This window comes from Aminobacter sp. NyZ550 (genome assembly GCF_025628925.2).
Lineage (GTDB): Bacteria > Pseudomonadota > Alphaproteobacteria > Rhizobiales > Rhizobiaceae > Aminobacter > Aminobacter ciceronei.
Window position 1 is genome coordinate 2,165,280 of sequence record NZ_CP114190.1, and the last position, 25,576, is coordinate 2,190,855.

Genomic DNA, 25,576 nt, shown 5'->3' on the forward strand with positions numbered 1-25,576 from the left:
CGGGTCATTGCGGTTGATGATTGCGGGCCCTTGACGCGGGCGAGACGAACGCGAGCAGGCTCAGACCGGGGCGTAAGCCGGTTCCAGAGGTGCGGCGGATACGGGAGCCCTGACCTTGACCGGGCGGATGCTGGTCGAGGTGATGGCTTCAGAAATTTCAGAGCCGTCGGCGTCGGCACCGTAGACGAGGCGCACGGCCTCGATGGTGAGGTCTTCGGGCGCGCCGTCGAACACCACCGCGCCGCCCTGCATGCCGATGATGCGGTTGCAGTAGGTGCGGGCGGTGTCGAGCGTGTGCAGGTTGGTGATGACGGTGATGCCGTCGCGCAGGTTGATGTCGCGCAGCGCGTCCATCACCACCTTGGCGTTGAGCGGGTCGAGCGAGGCGATCGGCTCGTCGGCGAGGATCAGCTTCGGTTCCTGCATCAGGGCACGCGCAATGGCGACGCGCTGCTGCTGGCCACCCGACAGGGTTCCGGCCGGCTGCAGGGCGGTGCGGGCGATATCGAGGCGCTCGAGGGCTGCGATCGCCCGGATGCGCTCCTCACGCGAGAAGATCGAAAGCAGGTTGAGCACGGTCGAACGGTGGTTGAGGCGACCGAGCAGGACGTTGGTCAGCACGTCGAGGCGTGGCACCAGGTTGAACTGCTGGAAGATCATGGCGCAGTCGCGCTGCCAGCGGCGCAGTGCGGGACCGCGCAGCGTCGACACTTCGGTGCCCTCGAAGACGATCGAGCCCTGGCTCGGGTCGATCAGGCGGTTGATGGTCTTGAGCAGGGTCGACTTGCCGGCGCCGGAGCGGCCGATGATGCCGACCATCTGGCCCGGCTGGATCTTGAGGTTGACGCCGTTGACGGCGACATTCTTGCCGAAGCGGCGCGTCACGTTGCGGATTTCGAGCATCTTGGCTTCCCTGTCCCGTCGGGCCTTTTCGCCCTTGTCTGCGATGGGCCTAGACCCGGGACGTGAAGCTGCAATGTCGGGACCATGTCAGTTTTGTTACGATGCACAGGCCGACGCGCGAAAAACACGGCTTTTGAGGGCAAATATCGCTGTTTTTGGAGTCCCGTTTCTGAAATCGGCTTTCGCGAACCGCGATGGCCCGCTGTGATCTCTGCCTGTGTCAGGCCGCCTGTTGCCGGTCTTTCCAGTTCTCGTGCTGCTTGCCCCATGCCGACATTGCTGTCACGGCATCGTTCAGGCTCAAGCCCAGCGGCGTGATCGAATATTCGACGCGCGGCGGCACCTCTTCATAAGCATGCCGGCTGATCAGCCCGTCGGTCTCCATCTGCCGCAGTTGTTGCGTCAGCACCTTCTCGCTGATGCCCGGCAGCAACCGGCGCAGTTCGGCAAAGCGATGGGGCCGCAGGTGCAGTTGCCACAGCAGCGCGGTTTTCCACTTGCCGCCGATGGCCTGCATGGCTGCGGCAAGACCGCAGCTGTCCGGTTCCTTGTGCCTCATCCTCCAGCTCCTGTCATGATATCAACGGCTTACTTCAAGGTGCGTACTTCTCAATGCAGTGACGGTACATATGTTTGGTCCGAGCGCGCGCCAAACGTAAACCAGCCCCTCGTCGCAAGGGGGCTTCATATTTCGGAGAAAAATCGTGAAAACAGATGTCTGCGTGCTCGGCACGGGCCGTATGGGCTCGTCCATCGTCCGAACTTTGTTCGACCAGGACTACCCGCATGCATGACGGGGAGACGAAACGCACCGCCACCTGTTCGTGTCGCAGCGTGAAACTCGTCCTCGCCGGGGAGCCGAGACGAGTCTATGCCTGCAGTTGCACCGAGTGCCAGAGATGCACCGGGACGGCATTCTCCTACCGCGCCATCTATGCGGATTCCGCCGTCGTTAGCCAGGAAGGCGAGACCAGGTCGTGGCGGCGAGCCGGCGCGTCGGGACAATGGCTGGAGCAGACATTCTGCACCACCTGTGGATCGGTCGTCTTCATGCGGGCGGAAGCGTTGACGGCGGCGCTGTCGGTCTCGGTTGGCTGCCTGGAGGATCAGGGGTTCCCGGCGCCGGTCGTGCTCCACTGGCCGAACAGCAAGCACGATTGGCTTTGTCTCGAAGGTGTGCCCGAGGCGGGCTCGCCTCGAAAGGGAAATCACAAGGAGTAGTACGAAAACCAGGCAGCTGGCTGTCAGCATTGTACTCAAGCGCAGCCCGCTGACGGCCGCAGCTGCCGATCGGACATAAGGTCCACTTGCGGAAATCCTGGAAAAAGCATGACGAATCAATGTTTTGCCGAATTTCGGCAAGAATCTGCCAAAACTTGGCCTGCAAACCCTGACACTACAGTTGTTAGTCATTATATGAGGGCGGACGACACTTTGAGGATCCGCTGATGAAATTGTCCCGAACGACCCGCTTCGCCACGCTTTTCGCGGGCCTGTTCCTCGCCTTCTCCATGATTGCCGTCGACCACGCCGATGCGCGGCGCGGCGGCAGCTTCGGCAGCAGGGGTACGCGTACCTTCCAGTCGGCGCCGCCGACCCGCACCGCGCCGCAGCCGACCGCGCCGGTCGAGCGTTCGATGACGCCCAACACCGGTCAGGCAACCAACCCGGCCGCCACCAGTGCAGCCCGTCCTGGCGCGACTGCACCGCAGCGCCCCGGCTTCATGGGCGGCTTCGGCGGCGCGATGATCGGCGGCCTGCTGATGGGTGGCCTGCTCGGCATGATGATGGGCCAAGGCTTTGGCGGCCTCGCCGGTATGTTCGGCATGCTGATGCAACTGCTGCTGATCGGCGGCGCCATCTGGCTCGCCCTGCGCTTCTTCCGTTCGCGCCAGGCCACCGGTCCGGCGATGGCCGGCGCCGGTGCCGGCGGCAACTTCAACTATCGCGACGCCGCACCGGCTAATGAAACCGGCAGGGCCAACGGCGGCAGCCGCTCGTTCAGCATTCCGAGCATTGGCGGCAGCCGCGCTGACGCTACACCGCAGCAGCCTGCCAGCAAGGACATCACCGTGTCGGGCGAAGATCTCGATACCTTCCAGCGCCTGCTGGCCGAGGTACAGGAAGCGTTCGGCCGCGAAGACCACAAGGCGCTGCGTCGCCTGGTAACGCCGGAGATGGTGTCATACCTCTCGGAAGAGCTGGCCGACAACGCTCAGAACGGCGTCCGCAACGATGTCACCAACGTCCAGCTCCTGCAGGCCGACATTGCCGAAAGCTGGAACGAAGGCGACCGCGACTACGCCACCGCGGCGATGAATTATTCGTCGATCGACGTGACGCGCAACCGCACGACGGGCGAAGTGGTGGACGGCGACGAAAACGAGCCGACCGAGACGACCGAGCTGTGGACCTTCGTGCGCCACAACGGCGGCGACTGGCAGCTCTCGGCGATCCAGGAAGCCTGAGTCTTTTCAGACTGATTGCAACGCCCGCGGCCTTCCCTATCAGGGCTGGCCGCGGGCGTTTTGGTTTAGGGTAGCGGCCTCATCGGTTGCGTCGAAATTCCGATTGCTCCCGTAATTATTCTGGGCAAGGTTGAGAGCCAGGGGAGATCGGGATGGTCCGATCCGGCACTTTCGTCAGGGTGCCCACGCGAAGCTCGGATGGCCATGGCCGACAATGTTCTCGTTTCGCCCGATTTCCTGACGCTCACACTCGGCATCATCGTCTATTTCGTCGGGGTGCTGCTCAATCGCCATGTAGCGTTCCTGCGCAACTACAACATTCCCGAGCCGGTCACCGGCGGGTTTCTGGCGGCCGCGGCGGCGTGGGCGTTCTACGAGCTGTCGGGCACGGAGATCGTCTTCGAGATGACCACGCGCGACAGGCTGCTGGTCATCTTTTTTGCCACCGTCGGCGTGAATGCGCGGCTGGCGGACCTTCTTGTCGGCGGGCGGGCGTTGATCGTGCTGTGCGTGCTAACGGTGCTGTTCGTCTTCCTGCAGAACGGCGTCGGCACGCTCGGCGCCTGGCTGTTCGGCCTGCCTTCCGCCGCTGGTGTCATCATGGGGTCGATCGCCTTTGTCGGCGGCCATGGCACCACGATTGCCTGGGCGCCGGCGATCGCGGCCGAGCACGGCTTTCCCACGGCCCTGGAAGTCGGCACGGCTGCTGCCACGCTCGGATTGATCGTCGCCAGTGTTCTCGGTGGGCCGGTGGCAAAATTCCTCGTCGAGCGCGGCAAGCTGAAAACAGGCAGTACCGGCTCCGACAACCAAGTGGCCGTCGCCCAGGCAGAGGCTGCACCGATCGACAAATCGAACTTCATGCAGGCGCTGCTTTTGGTCAATGTTGCCGTGGTGCTTGGCTATGCGCTCCACGGGCCGGTCACATCGATGGGCGTCAAGCTGCCGCTGTTCGTGCCTTGCCTGATCATGGGCGTCGTCCTGTCGAACACGGTCCCCTATCTGTTTCCACGCATGGCCTGGCCGGCGCGCTCGCCGGCAATGTCGCTGATCTCCGACTATTCGCTCTCGGCTTTCCTGGCCATGTCGCTGATGAGCATGCAGCTCTGGACACTTGCCGGGGTTGCCGGCCCGCTGTTGGCCGTCGTTGCCTTGCAGGCGCTGCTCGCGGTGTCCTTCATTCTGGTCGTGCTGTTCCCGCTGTTGGGCAGGGACTACCAGGCGGCCGTGCTGAGCGCCGGCTTTACCGGCCTGTCTCTCGGTGCCACGCCCACCGCCATTGCGTCGATGACGGCGGTGACCAGGCACTATGGCCCGTCACCGAACGCCTTCGTCATCCTGCCGCTGGTGTCGGCGTTTTTCGTCGACCTAGTCAACATGATCGCGATCCAGTTTTTCCTGGCGGGGTGAGGGCTGCTCAGCCGCCGTGCTTTTCCAGGAACTCTTCCGCCGAGAGGTTGCGGAAATCGTCGAGGGCAACGCGCAGCCTGGCGTGGTCCCAGTCCCACCAAGCCAGCGCCTGGAAGCGATCCGCTGTCGTGCGGTCGAAGCGCTCGCGCAGCGGCTTGGCGGGCACGCCGGCGACAATGGTGTAGGGCGCGACATCCTTGGTGACGACAGCGCCCGAGCCGACCGCCGCACCGTCGCCGACGGTAACGCCCGGCAGCACCGTCGAGCCGTGGCCGAGCCAGGTGTCGTGGCCGATGGTCACCGCGTTCGACCGGCGCCATTCGAAGAACTCGGTCTCGTGGCTGGCATCTTCCCAGTAGTCCGAGGCGCGGTAGGTGAAGTGATGCAACGTCGGCCGCCAGGTCGGATGGTTCGTGGCGTTGCAGCGCACGCTTGCTGCGATGTTGGAGAATTTGCCGACCGTCGTGCACCACAGGCTGCAGTCCTGCATGACGTAGGAGTAGTCGCCGAGCGAACTTTCGCTGATGCGGGTGCGCTCGGAGACTTCGGTCCAGCGGCCGAGCGTCGACTGCGTCACCTCGGCCGATGGGTGGATCCAGGGCTGTTCGGACAGCTTGCGGCTCATGCTGCGACCTTTCCGGCGGCAAATGTGGTGACGTCGATGATGCGGTCGGCGACCGCCTCGCGCACGTCGGCGTCGTGGAAGATGCCGAGCAGGGCCACACCCTTCAGCTTCTTCTCCTCAATCAGTCCGATCACCACCTCGCGGTTGGTGGCGTCGAGCGATGCCGTCGGCTCGTCGAGCAGGAGCACCGGATGGTCGGTGATGAAGCCACGGGCGATGTTGACGCGCTGCTGCTCGCCGCCGGAGAAGGTGGCGGGCGGCAGGCTCCACAGACGTTCAGGCAGGTTCAGCCGGCCGAGCAGTTCCGAGGCGCGGGCATGAGCCTCGGAGCGTTCGGTGCCGCGGGCGACCAGCGGCTCGGCGACGACGTCGAGCGCCGAGACGCGCGGAACGGTGCGCAGGAACTGGCTGACATAGCCGATGGTGTCGCGGCGCACCGAAAGCACGGTGCGCGGATTGGCAGTGGCAAGATCGACAAGCTGGCCATGGTGATCGACGATGATCTGGCCCTGGTCGACGCCGTAGTTGCCGTAGACCATCTTCAGGATCGAGCTCTTGCCGGCGCCAGAGGGGCCACCGAGCACGGCGCATTCGCCAGCCCTGACCGAGAACGAGACATTGGCGACCACCGGCAGGCGGATGCCGCCACGCAGATGCATGGTGAAGGCCTTGGAGACCTCCGAGACGATGAGGGGAGTGGCCATGTCAGAATCTTTCCTTGATGAGCATGATCTTGCCCGAAAACCGGGAACCACTTTTCGGGACCATGCTCAGACCTGCAGGATGGAGGAGACGAGGAGCTGGGTGTAGGGCGCGCGCGGATCATCGAGCACACGGTCGGTGAGGCCGGCTTCGACGACATGGCCGTCCTTCATCACCATCATGCGCTGCGACAGCAGCCGTGCGACGGCGAGGTCATGCGTGACCACGATGGCCGCGAGGCCGAGGTCGGTGACCAGTCCGCGCAACAGATCGAGCAGGCGCGCCTGCACCGAAACGTCGAGGCCGCCGGTCGGTTCGTCCATGAACACCAGCCGCGGGCCGGTAACGAGGTTGCGGGCGATCTGCAGGCGCTGGCGCATGCCGCCCGAGAAAGCGCGGGGTTCGTCGTCGATGCGCTCCTCGTCGATCTCGACGCGGCCGAGCCAGTCGACTGCGGTCGCGCGGATGTTGCCATAGTGGCGGTCACCGATGGCCATCAGCCGTTCGCCGACATTGGCGCCGGCCGACACCGTCATGCGCAGCCCGTCGGCCGGGTTCTGGTGAACAAAACCCCAGTCGGTGCGCATCAGGAAGCGGCGCTCGGCCTCGCTCATGCGGTAGAGGTCGCGCCACTGGCCGTCGCGCATGCGGTAGCTGGCGGTACCAGAGGTCGGCAACAGCCGGGTCGACAGGCAGTTGAGCAAGGTGGTCTTGCCGGAGCCTGATTCACCGACGATGGCCAGCACTTCGCCGGGCCATAGATCGAACGAGATGTCTTCGCAGCCGATGCGCGAGCCATAATATTTGGACAGCGCCGTAACGCGCAGAAGCGGTTCGTCGGTCATTGGGCAGGCTCCAGCATATCGGGCGAGAGGTGGCCGCGATGGCCGCAGGCCTGGCGCGTCTCGCAATGGTCGGTGTCGGAACAGACGAACATGTGCCCGCCCTTGTCATCGAGAATGACTTCGTCGAGATAGACCTGCTCGGCCCCGCACAGAGCGCAGGGCTGGTCGAACGTCTGGATTTCGAAGGGATGGTCCTCGAAGTCGAGGCTGACCACCCTGGTGAAGGGCGGCACGGCATAGATGCGCTTTTCACGCCCGGCGCCGAACAACTGCAGCGCGGGCGACATGTGCATCTTGGGATTGTCGAACTTCGGTGTCGGCGAGGGGTCCATGACGTAGCGGCCCTCGACCTTGACCGGATAGGCATACGTCGTGGCGATGCGGCCGTGCCTGGCGATGTCCTCGTAGAGCTTGACGTGCATCAGCCCGTATTCCTCGAGCGCGTGCATCTTCCGCGTCTCGGTCTCGCGCGGTTCGAGGAAGCGCAGCGGCTCGGGGATCGGAACCTGGTAGACCAGCGTCTGGCCCTCGGTCAGTGGATATTCCGGGATACGGTGGCGGGTCTGGATGATCGTCGCCTTGGCCGTCTCGGTGGTCACCGCGACGTCGGCGACCTTCTGGAAGAAGGCGCGGATCGAGACGGCATTGGTCGTGTCGTCCGCGCCCTGGTCGATGACCTTGAGCACGTCTTCAGGACCGATGATCGCGGCGGTCACCTGGACGCCACCGGTGCCCCACCCATAGGGCATCGGCATTTCGCGGCTGGCGAACGGCACCTGGTAGCCGGGAATGGCAATGCCCTTGAGGATCGCCCGGCGGATCATCCGCTTGGTCTGCTCGTCGAGATAGGCGAAGTTGTAGGTTGCGATGTCAGACATGGCAGGCAGATCCGATTTGCGCTAACTCTTTGCCGCGTTGACCATCGCAACGAGGGGGAGCCGCATGGATTCTTCGGGGTGGATTCGTGTCTTGGTGCTGGTGGCCCTTGTTGTAGCCGCTGTCGCATTTTTCGCGCGGAGCAAGCCAAAGCCGACAAAGCGAGCCTGGGAGAATGATGGTGCTCCGCAACGCGACCTTGGCTCCTGGCATTTGGGCGATAGAGTTGGGAGAGCTCATTCGGCTGCCTCCCTTGTCTCGGTCTGATCTGTAGCTTGACGCTTCTCGTGCTCGCCGCGCATGCGGCGGACGAGGTCGAGCTCAGCCTGGAAGTCGACATAATGCGGCAGCTTCAGGTGTTCGACGAAGCCGGTCGCCTGGACGTTGTCGGAATGCGAAATGACGAACTCCTCGTCCTGTGCCGGTGCGGTGATGTCCTCGCCCAGTTCGCCGGCGCGCAGCGCCCGGTCACATAGCGACATCGCCATGGCCTTGCGCTCGGATTGACCGAAGACCAGCCCGTAGCCGCGGGTGAACTGCGGCGGCGCCTTGGCCGAGCCCTTGAACTGGTTGACCATCTGGCATTCGGTGACGCGGATGCGGCCGAGGCTTATGGGAAAGGGCAGTTCCGGCACGTCGAGCTCGAGCTCGACCTCGCCGATGCGGACCTCGCCGACGAAAGGATGGCTGCGGCCATAGCCGCGCTGCGTCGAGTATCCGAGCGCCAAAAGAAAACCCTCGTCGCCGCGCGACAGCGCCTGCAGGCGGATGTCGCGCTCCATCGGAAACTCAAGCGGTTCGCGGGTGATATCACCCGTGAGGTGGTCCTCGGGCAGCTCGCCGTCAGCCTCGATCAGCCCTTCATGGGCCAGGATCTCGGACACTCGCGCCATGCGCTGGCCGTCGCCTTCGCGCTGCTCGGGCGTCGCGACTTCGGCATCAGTGGCGAGTTCCGGGTCGAGCAGGCGGTGGGTGTAGTCGAAGGTCGCGCCGAGCAGCTGGCCGCCGGGGAGGTCCTTGTAGGTCGCCGAAACGCGGCGTTCGACCTGCATGACAGCTGTGTCGATCGGCCTCGTGTAGCCGAAGCGCGGCAAGGTGGTGCGGTACGCGCGGACGAGGAAGATCGCCTCGATCAGGTCGCCGCGCGACTGCATGATGGCGAGCGCGGCAAGCTCACGGTCATAGAGCGAGCCTTCCGACATGACGCGGTCGACGCCGAGCGCCAACTGTTCGACGATCTGCTCGATGCGCAGCGACGGCACCGAGCGGTCACCCCGGCGGCGGTCGGCGAGAAGGCGATGGGCGTTGGCGATGGCGGCTTCGCCGCCTTTGACAGCAACATACATATCAGGCCTCCATCGTCTTGATGCGGACAGTGCGGGGCAGGCAGGCGACCGCTCCGGGCGCCGCCAGGATCACATCGACGCCGCGCGGGAAGCGGGCGCCATTCTGCTTCCACTGCTCGACGAAATGGCGCGGCAGAGGCGTCGGCGCGATGCTGTCAGTCGTCTCGATGCCGGGGCCCTCGAGATGCAGCGGCGCGCCATCGGTCAGGCTGTCGACCTGCAGGATCAGTGTCGTCGAGCGATCGGGATATTCCTGCGTTCCTTGCGCAAAGTTTTCGAGCGAGATCAGGTTGGCCGGGTTGGCGACAAGGGCGAAATGCGCGTCGGCCGGTGTCGCGGCCAGCGGCGCGCCGGTGTGGAAGCCGAGCCAGGACTTTGCCGCCGAGACCTGCAGCCCGGCATCGAGCCAGAGCGGAGTGTCGTGGTCGCACAAGGTCAACGCCACCGCGCCTGCGGTTGCCGCCAGCGGTGCAGGCGGCTGTGCCAGGCCAGCTACCTGCTGGACCGTTCCGGGACGCGCCATGGCGTCCATGACGGCGCGGAAAACCGTCTGGGCATTAAAAACCGGGGCGGCAAAGCCGCCGTCAATCACATCCATCTGATCCATCAGTCCTCTCCGCGCACCATGGTGAAAAAGTCGACCTTGGTCGCTGCCGTCTCGGCACGACTGGTCGCATCGGCTTCGGCTTGTGCGGCACGCAACGGTGCGATGACCTTCTCTTCGATGTCGGCGCGGCGGTCGGCATTCTGCCAAAGGGCATCAGTGATGGCCGAAAGGCGGGCCTTGTCCTTGTCGCGGCCGAGCGCATAGGAATGGCCGATCTCGCCGCTCGGCAAACGCACCGTGGCGCGGGTCACCGTCGCCTCGCCGAAGTTGAACGGCGCGCCGCCGCCGCCGATACGGCCACGAACCGACACGAGACCGGTCTCCGGTCCGCGCAGCATCTCGGCTTCGCCAGAAATGCCTGCCGCCGCGCACAGCCGCTTCAACTCGTCCACTGGTGCTAGCGAAAGCGCCGCCATGGCCGTCTTGCGCGCCGTCTCCAGTTCTCTTTCCTGCCGTCGGTCCATCGCTTTCGCTGCTCCACTTCACATTTGTCTATTGTTCTATACAATCGAACAACCTACAATGGGCTTGTAGCGAGGCTCCGTGACGGATGCATGACAAGTCGCAAACTGGGACGGTGGATTTGAGCGGGCAGGGACGAGAACAGGCGGTGACACGCAAGAGCGGGGTGGCGCTATGGCGCCAGATCGCCGACCAGATCAGGCAGGCGATATCGGCTGGAACTCTGGGTGCCGATGGCAAGCTGCCGCCCGAAATGATCCTGTCCGAACGCTTTGGCGTCAATCGCCATACCTTGCGCAGCGCCATTGCCGCGCTTGTCCAGGAAGGCGTGTTGCGCGCCGAGCAGGGCCGCGGCACTTTCGTCGAGAGCCGCCAGAAGCTCTCCTACCCAATTTCGGCGCGGACGCGCTTTTCCACAGGGCTGCGCGAGCAGACGCGCGAGCGCCGCAGCATCCTCCTGGCCGACGCCATCGAACCTGCCCTCAGCCGTGTCGCCGAAGCCCTGGGGCTTGCGCCGGATGCGCCGGTGCTCCGGCTGGAAACGCTGAGCGAGGCCGACGGCCGGCCAGTGTCGCGCGCGTCGAGCTGGTTCGATGCGGAACGCTTCCCCGGCTTCGCACGGGTCTACGCCGAGACCGCGTCGATCACGCTCGCTTTCCAGCATTTTGGAATCGAGGACTATTTCCGCAAGTCGACGCTGGTTTCGGCGCGCCACGCCGATGCCGCCGACCTGGCCGATCTCAAGCTGTCCGCTGGCGCCATCGTGCTGGTCGCCAGGGCGATCAACGTCGACACCGCAGGCGTGCCGATCCAGTACGCTGAAACCCGCTTTGTCGCCGACAGGGTCGAACTCAGCGTCTCGACGGAGGCCTGAGGTTCCGGCTGTTTGCCGCGGCCGCCATGGCGCATGATAGTCCATCCCAGCGTATCGTCGATTTCTGGCGATTGGATGCGATTTTCATAGCCGTGCTTAATTGGCTTGCCAGCGCAAGCCTATGCGGGGCCTGCTGTCTGCAAATGTTGGTGGGCAAACAAGATTCTTTCTAACAATGCTTGACAATTGTCCGGTTTAGAGAAAAATTCCAATTTAGTGGAATTTACGGACGGAATGTCGGAATTCAGGACTGGCTTGGTGGAGGACTTTGCGCCAGTTCATTAGTAGTCTGTAAAACACCGCTGAGAATACCTCTTCGCCGGCTTGTCGGTCGCGCAGTCCTTTCTACTGCGTGAGGGCGGGTTTTATTGCGCGGCAAAAGCCGTGCGCGTGATCGATATTATCCAAATGGGGAACATAATGAACAATATTCTGGTACCGAACCGCCGTACCGCGCTGAAGATGCTTGGTGGTGGCGCCGCCGTCCTTGCCATGCCCGCCGTGATCCGCCCGACCCCCGGCTGGGCTGCGAACGGCGTGTTGAACATCACCACCTACGACAAATTCCTGCCGCAGGAATTCCTCGACAAGTTCCAGAAGGACAGTGGAATTCAGGTCAACATCCGGCTGACCGACGACCAGGGCAAGCAATACAATCTGCTCACCGCCGAGGGCGCAAATCCTTCGACCGACATCGTCACCGTCGCCGGCCATCGTTATTCGCAGTTCATCGCCTCGAAGCTGCTGCAGCCGCTCGACACCGGCAAGATTCCGAACTGGAGGAACCTCAACCCCGCCTACCAGAACGCTGCCTGGGCGCGCGTCGACGACAATCTCTGGGGCCTGCCGATCCTCGCCGGCTATGAGGGGCTCGCCCGCAATGTCGACTATGTGAAGGAAGCGCCGAGCTGGGAGATCATGTTCGACCCGCAGTACAAGGGGCAGACCTCCTATATCGTCAGCGATTTCATGACCATCGTCATGCAGTATCTCGGCCATGACGGCGACTTCGTCAGCTATGTCGACAAGGCCGACGTGGCGCAGAAGGCGACCAACGAAGCGCGCGATTTCCTCATCAAGCACAAGGACATGGTGCGCAAGTACTATGACGCCGGCTCGGAAGTGCAGCAGATGTTCATCAACGAGGACATCTATCTTGGCCATTCCTGGTCGGGTCCGGCTGCCAAGCTGATCATGGACGGTCATCCGATCAAGCTGTCGGTGCCGAAGGAAGGCACGTTCGGCTTCTGCTATACGCTCAACGTCGTCAACAACGCGCCCAACGCCGAGAACGCCTACAAGCTGCTCGATGCCGTGCTGGCAAGCCCGGAGGTGGGGGCGGCAATGACCCGCCAGTCGGGCTACAGCTCGACGATCAACGGCGTCGCCGACCTGCTCAACGACCGCGAAAAGCTCGCCTCGACGCTGCCCCAGGAAGAGCTTGAGCGCATCGTCTTCTTCTCGTCGGTCAATCGCGACATGAAGAACGAGATGATCGACCGGGCGACCGCTGAGGTCAAAGCGGCCTGACGAGGCGAAAGCCTCGCACGGCCCATCGCCTGTCCCGGAGCGCTGCGACGATCTCCGGGACAGGCTGCCGGCCTGTCATGTGCATGACCCTCGAAAATCGGGCACGGTTTTCGGGTGGGCTCATGCACCGGTTCAGAGAGTTACAGCGTTCTGAGCGAGGCGCTGTAGTCCCACAACGCGCGATGACTGACCTGCCGGCAATGCCTGGCGGTACAAGTTGGGCTGCGCCAACCGAGATTGTTTGATGGTGATTAGCAACACGACAGCCGGCTATGCGGCAGGGCGCGGCGACGCGCCGGTGCCCAAATATTCGACCGGCATCGCCAAGGTGGTCAATTCCGCGCTCTACCGGCATACGCTGGGGGCCGCTGTCGAGTCCCGGATCGGCCGGATCATCCTTCTGGCCGGGGTGCCGCTGGTCTGGCTGATCATGCTGCATGTCGGGCCGATCTATCAGATGCTGAAGATCAGCCTGATGTCCCACTACCCGGTGCTGCCGGGTGTGGAATCGCACTTCACCCTGGACAACTACGCGATCTTCTTCAAGGAATCGCTCTACTTCACGCCGCTGATCAAGAGCTTCATCTTCGCCACGGCAGCGACGGCGGTGACGCTGGTTGTGGTCTACCCGGTGGCCTACTACGTCGCCAAGGTCGTCAAGCCGGAGGGCCGTTCCAAGGCGCTGCTGTTGCTGCTGGTGCCGTTCTGGGCCGGTGAGTTGATCCGCACCTTCTCGGTGATCATGCTTCTTGCCAACCGCGGCGCGGTCAACGTGCTCTTGCGCGAGATCGGCCTGATCGACCGGCCGATCCCGATGCTCTACACCTCGTTCTCGCTCGGCTTCGGCCTGGTCTACCTGATCTGCCTCTACATGCTTTTGCCGCTCTACTCGGCGATCGAGAAGATCCCGGGACAATATCTGGATGCGGCTGCCGATCTGGGCGCCGGTCCGTTCACCCGCTTCCGCCGGATCATCCTGCCGCTGTCCAAGGACGGCATCGTCTCGGGCTGCTCGCTGGTGTTCCTGACCTGCATCGGCGTCTTCGCGACCCCGATGCTGCTCGGCGGACCCAACACCGTGCTGTTTCCTGAAACCATCAGCGGCTTCTTCCATGGCGCCAGCGACAAGTGGCCGGTCGGCGCCGCCTTTGCGCTGATCATGCTGGTCACCGCCTTGATCACCGCAGGCATCTTCATGCGCCTCGTCGGCGGCAAGAAAAGGAGTGCATTCTGATGCGCAACATGTTTGCAGACGCTCCGCGCACGTCGCTGACGGCGATCTACTGGGCCTTCCTGCTTTACCTGCTCCTGCCGCTCACGCTGATGATGGCGATGAGCTTCAAGGACGCCAACTTCGTCGCCTTCCCGATCGGCGATTGGACCCTCGACTGGTATGCCAAGGTGATGCAGGACAAGCAGTTCCTGGAAGCCTGCCTGTACTCGGTTATGATTGCCGCCGCCTCGACGCTCGCCGCAACCACGCTCGGTACCTGGATCGCCATGCTGATCGTCGCCGAAGGCATCAAGGGCCAGGTCATCATCTTCGCGCTCGCCTGCCTTCCGGCTGTCGTGCCAGGCATGATCTCGGCCATCTCGCTGCGCATCTTCATCTCGACAATCGACATGCCGACGGGAACCGCGGCCATCATCCTCGGCCACACGGTGCATGCAGTGCCCTTCGTGGTGGTGATGGCGCTGACCCGCCTGCGCTCGATGCCGGGCAATCTCGTCGATGCCGCGCGTGACCTCGGTGCCGACAGCATCGTTGCCTTCTTCCGCGTCACGCTGCCCTATCTCGGGCCGGCGCTTGTCGGCGGCATGATCTTCTGCGTGCTTCTGTCGATCGACGACTTCGTGCGCACCTTCTTCCTGGGAGGCTATCGTCCGACCCTTCCCATGCTGATCTTCGCCAAGGTGCAGGGCGGCATGTCTCCTGAAATCAACGCAATGGCGACACTCGTCCTGGTGGTTACCGCCGCCGTCGGACTTTACGCCGAATACATGACCCGCCGCGCGAGGACCCGCTGATGCAACCCGTCGTCCAGTTCGACAATGTCACCAAGAGCTACGGCAAGCATGTTGCCGTCGAGAACCTGAACCTCAGCATCGAGGCGGGCAAGTTCGTCACGCTGCTCGGCCCGTCCGGCTGCGGCAAGTCGACTTCGCTGCGCATGCTCGGCGGCTTCGAGACGCCGAACTCCGGCCGCATCCTGCTCGGCGGCAAGGACGTGACGCGCGTGCCGCCCAACAAGCGCAACGTCAACATCGTGTTTCAGGACTACGCGTTGTTTCCGCATATGAGCATTGCCAAGAACATTGCCTTCGGCCTCGAGCTCAAGGGGTTTGACAACCAGCACATCCACCGCCGCGTCTCGGAGCTGCTCGAGCTTGTCCAACTGCAGGATTATGCCAAGCGGTTGCCGTCGGAGCTGTCGGGCGGCCAGCGCCAGCGCGTCGCGCTGATGCGCGCCTTGGCTCCCGATCCGGAGGTGCTGCTGCTCGACGAGCCGCTGTCGGCGCTCGACGCCAAGCTGCGCCAGCAGATGCAGATCGAGCTCAAGTCGATCCAGGAAAAGACCGGCAAGACCTTCATGTTCGTGACCCACGACCAGGAAGAGGCGCTGACCATGTCCGACACGATCGTGGTCATGAACAAGGGCCGCATCGAGCAGATGGGTGACCCGAACACGCTTTATGGCCGTCCAGGCTCTGTGTTCGTCGCCAACTTCATCGGCGAGACCAATCTTTTGCGCAGCACAGTCGTCGGCACCGAAGGTGACCAGGCAGCGCTGAACTGGAACGGCGTCACCATCAAGGCAGCACAGGGCGGGCTTACGCCAAAGGCCGGTGACCACCTCTATGTCGTGCTGCGCCCCGAGGCGATCCACTGCTCGGCCGCCGAGCCGGAGAGTGGCAACCGCATCAAGGGCAAGATCCGCCAGCGCGTGTTCAAGGGCAACCACACCTCGCTTTCGGTCGAGGTCGGCGACGGGACCATGCTCAATGCGCTGGTCCATCCCGCCGACGTCAGCCAGCTCAATGGCGAGGAAATCTGGGTCGGCTGGAAGCCAGAGACGACGACGGTCATCCCCGACCGCCACGCGCACAACTGAGACGACAAATAGGCGACAAGGGCGGCCCGCGTCGAGAACCGGTGCGGGCCGACAGCAGGCAGGGCAGGACATGCGACATGACGAATTCGACCGGACACCAGGGGCGACCTATGGCGTTTGACGTACAAGCGCCGTTGCAAGCGGCCGCCGCCGGCCTCGCCGAGCTCGAACAGCGTGTTCGCGACGAACTGGCCTGCCTGTGCTACCCGCCGTCGAACTGGGTGGTGCCGACATCAGCCGAGGGGGAAGAAAAGGTCCATGACGTCGTCGTCATTGGCGGCGGCATGTGCGGCCTGGTCGCGAGTTTCGCCCTCTTCGGTGCCGGCATCCAGAACATCCGCATCTTCGACCGCAGCCCGACGGGCTTCGAAGGGCCGTGGCTGACTTATGCCCGGATGGAGACGCTGCGCTCGCCCAAGCAGTTGACCGGCCCGGCCTATGGCATGGCGTCGCTGACCTTTCGTGCATGGTATGTCGCCCAGTTCGGCAACGATACCTGGGCTGAACTCGACAAGATCCCCCGGCCGATGTGGATGGAGTATCTGCGTTGGTACCGCAAGGTGCTCGACCTGCCGGTCGAGAACGGCGTCGAGGTCAAGACGATCGTGCCGGAAGGCGAATTGATGCGGCTGACGCTGTCGGGCGAGGGCGCTCGGGAAAAATCGGTGCTGACCCGCAAGGTGGTGATGGCGACCGGCCGTGACGGCATGGGCCATCCAAGCATTCCGGGTTTTGTCGACGGCTTGCCGCGAAACTATTGGGCGCATTCCTCCGATGCAATCGACTTCGCTGCCCTGCGCGGCAAGCGCGTGGTCGTTGTCGGCGTCGGCGCATCTGCCGTCGACAATGCCGCCGAGGCGCTGGAGGCAGGAGCGGCGGAAGTCCGCCATCTCATCCGCCGCAAGCAGATGCCCTGTATCAACAAGCTGATGGGCATCGGCTCGTTCGGCTTCACCGCTGCCTTCCCGCAGCTCAGCGATGCCCGGCGCTGGCAGATCATGAACTATTCGCTGCGCACCCAGACGCCAGCGCCGCGTGGCTCGACGATGCGTGTCAGCCGGCATCCCAACGCCTGGTTCCATTTCGATGCGGCGGTGGAGAAGGCCGAGCTCGACGGCGACGAGATCGTCATCTCGACCTCGCAGGGCAAGGCGGTCCGCTGCGACTTCCTGATCCTCGGCACTGGCTTCGGCGTCGATCCGCTGGCGCGCAAGGAGCTCGACGGTTACGCCGACAAGATCCTGCTGTGGCAGGACCGCTTCACGCCACCTGAAGGCCAGGAAAACACCGAGCTTAGCAACTACCCCTATCTTGCCAACGACTTCACCTTTCTCGAACGCGAGCCGGGACAGGCACCGTGGCTGGCCAACATCCACAGCTTCAACTCCGGGGCGGCCGCCAGCCTTGGCAAGATGAGCGGCGACATACCGGGCATCAGCGAAGGTGCGGCGTGGCTGGCGCGCGAGATCGCCGCAAAGCTCTACAGCGAGAATTTCGGCCAGTACTGGCAGCGCCTGCTCGACTACGACACGCCCGAACTGCGCGGTGACGAGTGGACGGCATCGCCCTTGCCCGACGAAGCGCCGGCAGCCGCCCGCAAGCAGGCATAAGAGGAACGGCATGACTGACACCATAGACGTGATCGCCGCGATCGTCGGCATAGCGCCAGGCAGCGAACTGGCGGCGGTCGTCGCCGGCCGCGCCGACATCATGGCGCTGACCCAGCAGACGCATGATGCGGCGCTGACGCCCGCTGAACCCGGCGGTCTCACCCATGCCGAGCGCGCAGCCCTGGCCTGCCGCATCGCCAAGATCAACGACGCCGGCGATTTCGAGGCGCATTTCGAAACGCTGCTCGACAGCTCGGGCGCCTCAGGCGACACCGCGCGCATTGCCGACATCTGGTTCGACGGCAGCGGCGACATCAGGCTCAAGGCCCTGATCCGCCATGTCGATCTCGTGGCACATGCGCCCAAGGATGCGACGCGCCGCGATATCGAACTGCTGCAGGAAGCCGGGCTAACCGACGCCGACATCGTGCGCCTGTCCGAGCTCGTCGCTTTCGTCAGCTATCAGATCAGGGTTGCCGCCGGGCTGCGGCTGATGCGGGGACTGGCATGAGCAAGGTCGTTCACGAATTCACCACCGCGGTCCCCGAGTGGAAGCCATACGTCAAGCCGCTCGATCTCGCGGATGCCACTCCGGCACAGCTCGAGGCGCTGAAGATCACGCCGTCCAACACCAAGGTGTCGGACTACGTGCTGGTGCTGGCCCATGACGTCGAGACGCTGACTCACCGCTCGCCGCTGTTCAACGGGGTGATGTACAACAAGGGCGGCCTGTCGCGCGCCGAGCGCGAGATCGGCGCCGTCGGCGCGTCGATCGTCAACCGCTGCATCTACTGTGCGGCGGTGCATGCCAGCCGCTACAACCAGCTGGCCAAGGACGAGACCGTCATTGCGGCGATCTTCGCCGACGGTGTCGAAGCGGTAATTTCGCCGCGGCTGAAGGCGATCCTCGACTTTTCGGTCAAGCTGTCGAAATGCCCCTCGGACGCCGATGCGTCCGACATGCAGGCGCTTGTCGACGCCGGTCTCGGCAAGGACGAGATCCTCGACCTGATCCTGTCGTCGTCGCTGTTCGGCTGGGCCAACCGGCTGATGCACACGCTTGGAGAACCGCTCGCCGAATAGTTGCCCGTGGCGTCGGAATGGAGAATCGGAATGAACATACATTCGGTCAATCCGCCGGAAATCGGGCCGCGCCTGCAGGCATATCGCAAGCAGCAGAACCTGACGCTTGCCGACCTCGCGACCAGATCGGGCGTCTCGCGCTCGATGCTGTCGGAGATCGAGCGCGGCAACGCCAACCCGACCTATGGCACGCTGTGGCATCTCACCCGCGCGCTCAACATCGACCTCAACAGGCTGATCAGCGGCGCCAGCGAGGAGCGTGGCGACCGCATCGACCTGCAGCCGGAGAATTTGACGCCGACCATCCGCAGCGCCGACGGCAGCTGCACGCTGCAGATCCTGTCGCCGGCCGGCATGGTGCCGCTGATCGAATGGTATCTGTTGAGCTTCGAGCTCAAGGGCAAGCTGATCAGCGATCCCCACGGCACAGGCACGATCGAGCATCTGCACTGCACCGAAGGCGAGATCGTGGTGCGCAGCGCCGGCAACGAGATGATCGTCCGCGCCGGCGAGACGGCGCGCTATGCGGCCGACGTCGCACACTCGCTGACCAGTGTTGGCCCGGCCGGTGCACGGGCTTTCCTGGTGGTGGCATCGGGGGAGGTCGGCAGCAGCACGACCCGGGCGTTGATTCGCCCGAAATGAACGACCCCGGTGCGCCCGCAATGGGAGCGCCGGGGCTGAAATGAATTTGATCCAAAAGGGAATGTTGAAAATGAAGGTAGGTATTGTCGGCGCGGGTTCGATCGCCTTTGGCACGGCGGTGTTTCTGGAACAGCAGGGCCACAAGGCAACGCTGTGGTCGCCGTCGGGCGAGCGCACCAAGGCGCTGGCCAAGGGCGAAGCTCTGGTTGCCCAGGGCGCCGTCGAAGGCACCTTCCATCCGGCTGCTGCTCCGAGCGCCGAAGCGCTCGTCGCCGGCGCCGAAGCGATCGTGATCGCGCTGCCGGCCTATGGCCACAAGGTCGTTCTCGACGCCATCGCGCCTTACGTCAGCGCCGACCAGACCGTCATCATCAGCTCGCACGCATCCTTCGGCGCGCTTTATCTGTCGCGCCTGCTGGCTGCGCGCGGTGTCGTCGCGCCTGTTGTAGGCTGGGGCACGACTGTCGTATCCGGTCGCCAGCTCAGCCCGACGCTGGTCAACGTCAACACCGTGCGCAAGAAGGTCGATCTCGCCACCGTTCCGGCATCGCGCAGCGCCGACGGCCTTGCCGTCTGCCAGACGCTGTTCGGCGACCGCTTCGTCGACCGCGGCAGCCTGATGGCGATCGCGCTGTCCAACCTCAACCCGCAGAACCACATGGGCATCGCGCTCGGCAACATGACGCGCATGGAACGCGGTGAAACCTGGAGCCAGGGCCAGAACGTGACGCCGAATGTCGGCCGCCTGCTCGAGCAGCTCGACGAGGAACGCATCGCCATTGCCACCAAGCTCGGCCTCGAAGTGCGCAACATCTTCCAGCACTTCCACCTGTCTTTCCACGTGCCGATGAGCTCGATCTCTGAGATGAACCAGGAGATGCACGAGGCCGGCAATGGCGGCCAGGGCCCGACCACTGCCGACAGCCGCTATGTTACCGAAGACGTGCCTTTCGGCCTGGTCATGACCGCCAAGATCGGCCGTCTGGCAGGCTACCCCGCCGAGCTGCACGAAGCCGGCGTGCGCATCTTCTCGGCCATGTATGGCCGCGACTTTACTGCCGAGAACGACCTGCTAACCGCGCTCGACCTCGACGCCATGTCGCTGGCCGAGCTCAACGGCCTTTGCCGTGAGGGATATGCGGTAGCTTAAGGTCTGGGTACCGCAGGCGCGGCGCTCCTGGCGGGTCGCTGCGCCGCTTTTTTGTTGCTCCGGCGGCAGCTGGCCGCTGCCTCGGGGTAAGGGTCAGGCTGCGCCCGGAGCGCCGAACTGCTGCAGCAACCAGTTCTCGAAGGCCTGCATTCCAGCTGTCACCGGGTGGGATTTCAACCGGGTGAGCCAGTAGTCGCCGGTTGAAACCGTCGTCTCGAACGGCTGGACGAGGCGGCCGTCGTCGAGATTGCGCTCGAACATGTTGATCGGCACCAGGGCTACGCCGACGCCGCGGGCAGCAGCCTCGGCAAGGGCCAGCGACGAATCGAACATCATACCGCGCAACACCGGCTGCGGCGCACCTGCCGCCTCGAACCAGCGCGTCCATTCGTCGGCGCGATAGGAGCGCAACAGCTCGACGCGCGCGAGGTCCGCCGGCTGTGTCAGCCGCGCCGCCATCACGGGCGAGCAGACCGGCGACAATGGCGAGGCAATCAGCTGCATCGCCTCGGTTCCACGCCATGAGCCGTCGCCAAAGCGGATCGCCAGGTCGAGACCGTCGCCGGCGAGGTCGACACGGTTGTTGTTGGTCATGATCCTGAGGTCGAGATAGGGGTGCGCCTGGTGGAACGCCGGCAGTCGTTCCATCAGCCAGCCGACGGCGAAGGTCGCGACCACGCCGACAGTCACCACTTCGTGGAAGTGCCCCTCCTCGAACCGGCTCATCGTCGCGGTGACGCGCCGGAAGGCGTCTGTCAGCACAGGCGCCAGGGCCGCGCCCTCGTCGGTCAGCGCCAGTCCCCTCGGCAGCCGACGGAACAGTTTCACCCCGAGCAGGTCCTCGAGCGACTTCACGTGATGGCTGACTGCGGTCTGCGACACGAACAGCTCCATGCCGGCCCGGGTGAAGCTGCAATGGCGCGCCGAAGCCTCGAAGGCTCGCAGCGCGTTCAGCGGCAATTGCGACGTTTCCACGTGGTTTTGGTCCTATGCCCATATTTTTCTCATGGGTAACCAAAATATTGAGTGTTTGTCGAGGTCACGGGATTTTGCCAGTCTGCGGCCGTTATCGAACAAAACCTGCAGGTTATGACCTGTTCGCGGGCTGGGGTGGAGCCTGTGAGCTGTAGTCGTTCGCCCATTTTCCTGGGGCCTGCTTCCAACTGACAAGCTGCCCATCATGAAATTCATCAGCCATCTGTTCTCATTCCTCGTCCTGACCGGGCTTGCGGCCGCCTGCTGCCTGGCTTTGCTGGTCGCCGACATCACCAGGGATCTGCCCGACTACCGCGAACTGGCGGATTGGGAGCCGGCTGTCATGACCCGGGTCTATGCCTATGATGGCGCATTGCTTGCGGAATATGCGCGCGAGCGGCGGCTTTTCCTGCCGATCGCCGCCGTGCCCGATCGTGTCCGGCAGGCGTTCCTGTCGGCGGAAGACAAGGGCTTCTACAGCCATTCCGGCATCGACATGTCCGGGCTCGTCAACGCGGTCTGGGCCAACATGGCCAACTTCGGCTCTGGTCAGCGCATGATCGGCGGATCGACGATCACCCAGCAGATCGCCAAGAATCTCTTGCTCTCCTCGGACCGCACGCTGGAACGCAAGGTCCGCGAGGCGGTTCTGTCCGTTCGCATCGAACGCGCCTTTTCCAAGGACGAGATCCTCGAGCTCTATTTCAACGACGTCTATTTCGGGCTCGGCGCCTATGGCATCGCCGAGGCGGCACTGACCTATTTCGACAAGCCGGTCGGCGATCTTTCGGTTGCGGAGGCGGCTTATCTTGCCGCGCTGCCCAAGGGGCCGAACAACTACAATCCCTATCTCAACGCCGAGCGAGCCGTCGAACGACGCAACTGGGTGATCGGCCAGATGCTGCGCAACGGATTTGTCGACCGGAATGAAGCGCGTGCTGCGGCGGCCTTGCCGCTCGGTACGAAGACGCGCGCACCGAACCTGCTGGTTGCTGATGCCAGTTACTTCACCGAGGCGGTGCGCAGACAGATCGCCGAGCAGTATGGCGACGCTGCGCTCTACACCGCCGGCCTCGCCGTGCGCACGACGCTCGATCCCAAGCTGCAGGCAGCAGCGGTCAGAGCGCTGCGGCGGGGGCTCGTCAACTATGATCAGGGCAGGGGTTTTCGCGGACCGGTGACCCGCATCGCGACCGATGGCGATTGGCAACAAGCACTTGATGGCATCGTGCCACTGGCCGACGTGCCGGAATGGCGCCTGGCGGTTGTGCTAGGCGCGGCCGACGAGGGCATCAGGATTGGCCTTCGCCAGGCTTCAGGCAGCCGGCAGGCGCGAGAAATCGCCCACATCAGCACCCAGTCGATGCGCTGGGCACTGAGGCGCCCAAAGGCGGGCAAGACATCGGCAGGCGCGCTTGCGGCCGGGGATGTCGTTTATGTTGAGAAGCAGCACGACGGCTATGTACTGCGGCAGGTGCCGGAAGTGCAGGGCGCGCTCGTCTCGATGGATCCGCACACCGGCCGGGTGCTGGCGAGCGTCGGCGGGTTCTCCTTTGCCCAGTCGGAGTTCAACCGCGCCACGCAGGCCTATCGGCAGCCGGGATCGGCGTTCAAGCCCTTCGTCTATGCCGCGGCCCTCGACATCGGCTACACGCCGGCAGCACTGGTGATGGACCAGCCGATCGCACTTCCCGATGGTGCGGGGCGGGTCTGGAGACCGAAGAACTATGACGGCCGCTTCAGCGGTCCCTCGACCTTGCGCACCGGGCTCGAACGAAGCCGCAACCTGATGACGGTGCGTCTCGCGCGCCATGTCGGCATGGATGTGGTGGCGCAATACGGCCAGAGCTTCGGCATCTATGACAAGCTCAAGCCCTACCTGCCGATGTCGCTCGGTGCTGGCGAGACCACGCTGATGCGCCTGGTTTCGGCCTATGCTGTCATCGCCAACGGCGGCAAATCGGTGCAGCCGTCGATGATCGACCGTGTCCAGGACCGTCGCGGCAAGACCATCTTCCGCCACGACGGCCGGGACTGCGACGCCTGCAATGTCGAGGCATGGCAGGACCAGCCGGAACCTGAACTGCGTGACGTCAGCGAACACGTGCTCGACCCGATGACTGCCTACCAGATCACCTCGATGATGCGCGGCGTTGTCGAGCGTGGCACCGCCACAGGTGTGTCGGCGCTTGGCGTGCCGGTCGCCGGCAAGACCGGCACCACCAATGATGAGAAGGACGTCTGGTTTGTCGGCTTCACCCCCAACGTCGTCACTGGCGTGTTCCTTGGCTACGACACGCCGAAGCCGATGGGGTATGGCGAATCCGGCGGTGGGCTGGCGGCACCCGTCTTCATCGACTTCATGAAGGTTGCCCTCGAGGACAAGCCGGCCGCCGAGTTTCCTGTGCCCGAAGGGATGACATTCGAAAGCGTCGACCGACGCACGGGAAGGCGCGTCGCTGCCGGCAGTCCGGGCTCGATCCGGGAGGCCTTCAAGCCGGGCACCTCGCCTTGCGTCGCGGACTGCCCTGTCATCGACGGTTTTGAAGCGTCCGACATCGTCACGGCGACGGTTCCCGCCATCGGCGGCATGTCGCCCGCGCTGCGCGACAAGCTGCTCAACAGCACTGGCGGGCTCTACTGAGATGCAGAGGCGTGGCGCGAGAAATGCCGGAGGCCGCATCCGGCTTGTCATGGCGGCGTTTGCCCTCTTGTTCGCAGCCATCGGCGGACGACTGGTGCAGCTTGGCCTGGCCGGCAACGAGCGACCGGCCTATGCCTTCAGGGGGGTGGCCAATGCCAGGCCGCAGATCCTGGATCGCAATGGCGTGCTTTTGGCAACCGACCTGCCGAGCGCATCGGTCTATGCCGAACCGCGCTATGTGCCTGATGTCGACGAGACGGTCGAGAAACTGGTGGCCATCTTTCCGGACCTCGATGCGCGCCAGTTGCACCAGCGGCTGAAGAGCGACGCCGCCTTCGCCTGGCTCAAGCGTCAGGTCACGCCGGCGCAGAAACAGGCACTGTGGAACGCCGGGCTACCGGCCATCGGGCTCCGTCCGGAGAAGCGTCGCATCTATCCCAACGGTTCGCTGGCTGCTCATGTGCTCGGCGCAGTCGATCTCGACAACATAGGCATATCGGGCATCGAAAAGTGGATCGACGGTCAGGGTCTGCAGGAGCTCAATCTTGCTGGAATGGCCGGCGATGCGAGGCAGTTGCAGCCGGTGGCGCTGACGATCGACGTCCGTATCCAGCACGCCCTTGCTGACGAAATATTGAAGGCAATGGCACGCTTCAAGGCCAAGGCAGGCGCCGGCCTGCTGCTCGATGTCGACAATGGCGAGGTGCTGGCGCTGGCCTCGTTCCCTGATTTCGACCCCAACGAACCCATCGATGCGCTGCAGCCCGAGCGGCTCAACCGGATTAGCGCCGGCGCCTTCGAGATGGGCTCGACCTTCAAGGCGCTGACCACCGCGATGGCGCTCGATTCCGGCCAGTTCACGCTGCAGTCGGTCATCGATGCACGCAAGCCGCTGCAGTTCGGGCGGCAGATGATCCACGATTATCGCGGCAAGTACCGCATGCTGACCATCCCGGAGGTGTTCATCTACTCCTCAAACATATCGACGGCGAGGATTGCCATGACCTTGGGCGGTGAAGCGCAGCGGGCCTACCTCACGCGCTTCGGCCTGATGTCGCGACTGCGCACCGAACTGCCGGAGAGCGCCGGCCCGATCCTGCCGCGAAGCTGGAGCGATGTGACGACGGCAACCGTCTCGTTCGGCCATGGCATTGCGGTGACGCCGTTGCAGGCGAGCATGGGCATTGCAGCGCTGGTCAATGGCGGGCGCCTGATCACCCCGACCTTCATCAACGGCGCCCCGGTCGCCGGCCGCATCATCGGCTCGGGACTCGTCTCGGCTGCCACGGCGGATGCGATGCGCTATCTCCTGCGCTACAACGCCGAAGCCGGTTCGGCCAGGAATGGAGCCGTCGCGGGCTATCTCGTCGGCGGCAAGACGGGCACGGCGGAGAAAGTCGTCAATGGCCGCTACGCCAAGGACCTGGTGATGACCTCGTTCATGGCTGTGGTTCCGGCCGACAAGCCGCGATATCTGTTGTTGACCATCCTGGACGAGCCCAAGGGCCTGCCGGAGACGTTCGGCTTCAGGACCTCAGGCTGGAATGCCGTTCCCCTTGGCGGCGCCATCCTCCGACGTGTCCTGCCGATGCTGGGTTTGCAGCCGCAGTTCTTCGGGACTGGCGTAGCCTCTCGCGACGGCAAGGAAGGTGACGCAGCGGGAGAACTTTGAGTGCCAAGCAAGTCATCTTGCGGTTGTATGAACTTT

25 protein-coding genes are annotated in these 25,576 nt (G+C 64.0%); 15 read left to right on the forward strand and 10 right to left on the reverse strand.

Features of this window, described 5'->3' with window-relative positions:
- Positions 1 to 60 precede the first annotated feature (60 nt).
- Positions 61 to 903: a phosphonate ABC transporter ATP-binding protein gene (gene phnC, locus N7E70_RS10670; protein WP_263006312.1), complete on the reverse strand. Its 843-nt coding sequence runs from the start codon at positions 901 to 903 to the stop codon at positions 61 to 63.
- Between the two features lie 220 nt (positions 904 to 1,123).
- Entirely contained in the window at positions 1,124 to 1,462 is a 339-nt protein-coding gene (locus N7E70_RS10675) for a winged helix-turn-helix transcriptional regulator (RefSeq protein WP_263006313.1), read from the reverse strand.
- Between the two features lie 227 nt (positions 1,463 to 1,689).
- On the opposite strand from N7E70_RS10675, the gene N7E70_RS10680 reads away from it, so the two are divergent.
- The 3 genes from N7E70_RS10680 to gltS all read left to right on the forward strand — a co-directional run bounded on the left by N7E70_RS10680 (position 1,690) and on the right by gltS (position 4,781).
- Positions 1,690 to 2,124: a GFA family protein gene (locus N7E70_RS10680; protein WP_263006314.1), complete on the forward strand. Its 435-nt coding sequence runs from the start codon at positions 1,690 to 1,692 to the stop codon at positions 2,122 to 2,124.
- A 227-nt stretch (positions 2,125 to 2,351) separates the two neighbouring features.
- Complete coding sequence (locus N7E70_RS10685) at positions 2,352 to 3,371, forward strand: Tim44 domain-containing protein (RefSeq protein WP_263006315.1); 1,020 nt, start codon at positions 2,352 to 2,354, stop codon at positions 3,369 to 3,371.
- Positions 3,372 to 3,575: 204 nt separating this feature from the next.
- Positions 3,576 to 4,781 (forward strand): sodium/glutamate symporter, encoded by a 1,206-nt coding sequence (gltS, locus tag N7E70_RS10690; RefSeq protein ID WP_442866508.1) that lies wholly within the window; start codon positions 3,576 to 3,578, stop codon positions 4,779 to 4,781.
- A gap of 7 nt (positions 4,782 to 4,788) precedes the next feature.
- On the opposite strand, the gene N7E70_RS10695 is transcribed toward gltS, so the two are convergent.
- The 7 genes from N7E70_RS10695 to phnG form a co-directional block, all read right to left on the reverse strand.
- Positions 4,789 to 5,406, reverse strand: coding sequence for a DapH/DapD/GlmU-related protein (locus N7E70_RS10695; RefSeq protein WP_067958773.1), 618 nt, complete (start codon positions 5,404 to 5,406; stop codon positions 4,789 to 4,791).
- Positions 5,403 to 6,110 carry a phosphonate C-P lyase system protein PhnL gene (gene phnL, locus N7E70_RS10700; RefSeq protein ID WP_263006317.1) on the reverse strand — a complete coding sequence of 236 codons (708 nt, stop codon included), beginning with the start codon at positions 6,108 to 6,110 and terminating at the stop codon, positions 5,403 to 5,405. The genes N7E70_RS10695 and phnL overlap by 4 nt, the downstream gene beginning before the upstream one ends.
- A gap of 66 nt (positions 6,111 to 6,176) precedes the next feature.
- Complete coding sequence (phnK, locus tag N7E70_RS10705; protein WP_192314975.1) at positions 6,177 to 6,953, reverse strand: phosphonate C-P lyase system protein PhnK; 777 nt, start codon at positions 6,951 to 6,953, stop codon at positions 6,177 to 6,179.
- The gene (locus N7E70_RS10710; RefSeq protein ID WP_263006318.1) at positions 6,950 to 7,831 is read right to left on the reverse strand and encodes an alpha-D-ribose 1-methylphosphonate 5-phosphate C-P-lyase PhnJ; all 882 of its coding nucleotides are present in this window, start codon (positions 7,829 to 7,831) and stop codon (positions 6,950 to 6,952) included. Before N7E70_RS10710 ends, phnK begins: the two co-directional genes overlap by 4 nt.
- 234 nt (positions 7,832 to 8,065) lie before the next feature.
- Positions 8,066 to 9,175 (reverse strand): carbon-phosphorus lyase complex subunit PhnI, encoded by a 1,110-nt coding sequence (locus N7E70_RS10715; protein WP_263006319.1) that lies wholly within the window; start codon positions 9,173 to 9,175, stop codon positions 8,066 to 8,068.
- 1 nt (position 9,176) lies between these two features.
- A complete protein-coding gene (gene phnH / locus N7E70_RS10720) occupies positions 9,177 to 9,782 on the reverse strand; it encodes a phosphonate C-P lyase system protein PhnH (RefSeq protein ID WP_115731044.1) in 606 nt (201 codons plus the stop codon).
- Positions 9,782 to 10,246, reverse strand: coding sequence for a phosphonate C-P lyase system protein PhnG (gene phnG, locus N7E70_RS10725; protein ID WP_067958793.1), 465 nt, complete (start codon positions 10,244 to 10,246; stop codon positions 9,782 to 9,784). The genes phnH and phnG overlap by 1 nt, the downstream gene beginning before the upstream one ends.
- 86 nt (positions 10,247 to 10,332) lie before the next feature.
- Here phnG and phnF point away from each other — a divergent pair, with 86 nt between their 5' ends.
- The 10 genes from phnF (at position 10,333) to N7E70_RS10775 (ending at position 20,249) form a co-directional block, all read left to right on the forward strand.
- The gene (gene phnF / locus N7E70_RS10730) at positions 10,333 to 11,118 is read left to right on the forward strand and encodes a phosphonate metabolism transcriptional regulator PhnF (RefSeq protein ID WP_263006320.1); all 786 of its coding nucleotides are present in this window, start codon (positions 10,333 to 10,335) and stop codon (positions 11,116 to 11,118) included.
- Positions 11,119 to 11,538: 420 nt separating this feature from the next.
- Positions 11,539 to 12,648, forward strand: a complete 1,110-nt coding sequence (locus N7E70_RS10735; RefSeq protein ID WP_263006321.1) for an extracellular solute-binding protein — start codon at positions 11,539 to 11,541, stop codon at positions 12,646 to 12,648.
- Between the two features lie 244 nt (positions 12,649 to 12,892).
- Complete coding sequence (locus tag N7E70_RS10740; protein ID WP_263006322.1) at positions 12,893 to 13,882, forward strand: ABC transporter permease; 990 nt, start codon at positions 12,893 to 12,895, stop codon at positions 13,880 to 13,882.
- On the forward strand, positions 13,882 to 14,676 hold the full coding sequence (locus tag N7E70_RS10745) for an ABC transporter permease (protein WP_067958813.1): 795 nt from the start codon (positions 13,882 to 13,884) through the stop codon (positions 14,674 to 14,676). The genes N7E70_RS10740 and N7E70_RS10745 overlap by 1 nt, the downstream gene beginning before the upstream one ends.
- The gene (locus N7E70_RS10750; protein ID WP_067958817.1) at positions 14,676 to 15,761 is read left to right on the forward strand and encodes an ABC transporter ATP-binding protein; all 1,086 of its coding nucleotides are present in this window, start codon (positions 14,676 to 14,678) and stop codon (positions 15,759 to 15,761) included. Before N7E70_RS10745 ends, N7E70_RS10750 begins: the two co-directional genes overlap by 1 nt.
- Before the next feature lie 110 nt (positions 15,762 to 15,871).
- A complete protein-coding gene (locus N7E70_RS10755; protein ID WP_263006323.1) occupies positions 15,872 to 17,371 on the forward strand; it encodes an NAD(P)-binding domain-containing protein in 1,500 nt (499 codons plus the stop codon).
- 10 nt (positions 17,372 to 17,381) lie between these two features.
- Complete coding sequence (locus tag N7E70_RS10760) at positions 17,382 to 17,882, forward strand: CMD domain-containing protein (RefSeq protein ID WP_263006324.1); 501 nt, start codon at positions 17,382 to 17,384, stop codon at positions 17,880 to 17,882.
- Positions 17,879 to 18,454, forward strand: coding sequence for a peroxidase-related enzyme (locus tag N7E70_RS10765; RefSeq protein ID WP_067958829.1), 576 nt, complete (start codon positions 17,879 to 17,881; stop codon positions 18,452 to 18,454). Before N7E70_RS10760 ends, N7E70_RS10765 begins: the two co-directional genes overlap by 4 nt.
- 30 nt (positions 18,455 to 18,484) lie before the next feature.
- On the forward strand, positions 18,485 to 19,099 hold the full coding sequence (locus N7E70_RS10770) for a helix-turn-helix domain-containing protein (protein ID WP_263006325.1): 615 nt from the start codon (positions 18,485 to 18,487) through the stop codon (positions 19,097 to 19,099).
- 70 nt (positions 19,100 to 19,169) lie between these two features.
- Entirely contained in the window at positions 19,170 to 20,249 is a 1,080-nt protein-coding gene (locus N7E70_RS10775) for an NAD/NADP-dependent octopine/nopaline dehydrogenase family protein (protein ID WP_263006326.1), read from the forward strand.
- A 93-nt stretch (positions 20,250 to 20,342) separates the two neighbouring features.
- Here the strand turns inward: N7E70_RS10775 and N7E70_RS10780 are convergent, their stop codons facing one another.
- The gene (locus tag N7E70_RS10780; RefSeq protein WP_067958837.1) at positions 20,343 to 21,224 is read right to left on the reverse strand and encodes a LysR family transcriptional regulator; all 882 of its coding nucleotides are present in this window, start codon (positions 21,222 to 21,224) and stop codon (positions 20,343 to 20,345) included.
- A 205-nt stretch (positions 21,225 to 21,429) separates the two neighbouring features.
- Here N7E70_RS10780 and N7E70_RS10785 point away from each other — a divergent pair, with 205 nt between their 5' ends.
- On the forward strand, positions 21,430 to 23,868 hold the full coding sequence (locus tag N7E70_RS10785; protein ID WP_263006327.1) for a penicillin-binding protein 1A: 2,439 nt from the start codon (positions 21,430 to 21,432) through the stop codon (positions 23,866 to 23,868).
- A 49-nt stretch (positions 23,869 to 23,917) separates the two neighbouring features.
- Complete coding sequence (locus tag N7E70_RS10790) at positions 23,918 to 25,540, forward strand: peptidoglycan D,D-transpeptidase FtsI family protein (protein ID WP_263006328.1); 1,623 nt, start codon at positions 23,918 to 23,920, stop codon at positions 25,538 to 25,540.
- Positions 25,541 to 25,576: the final 36 nt, after the last annotated feature.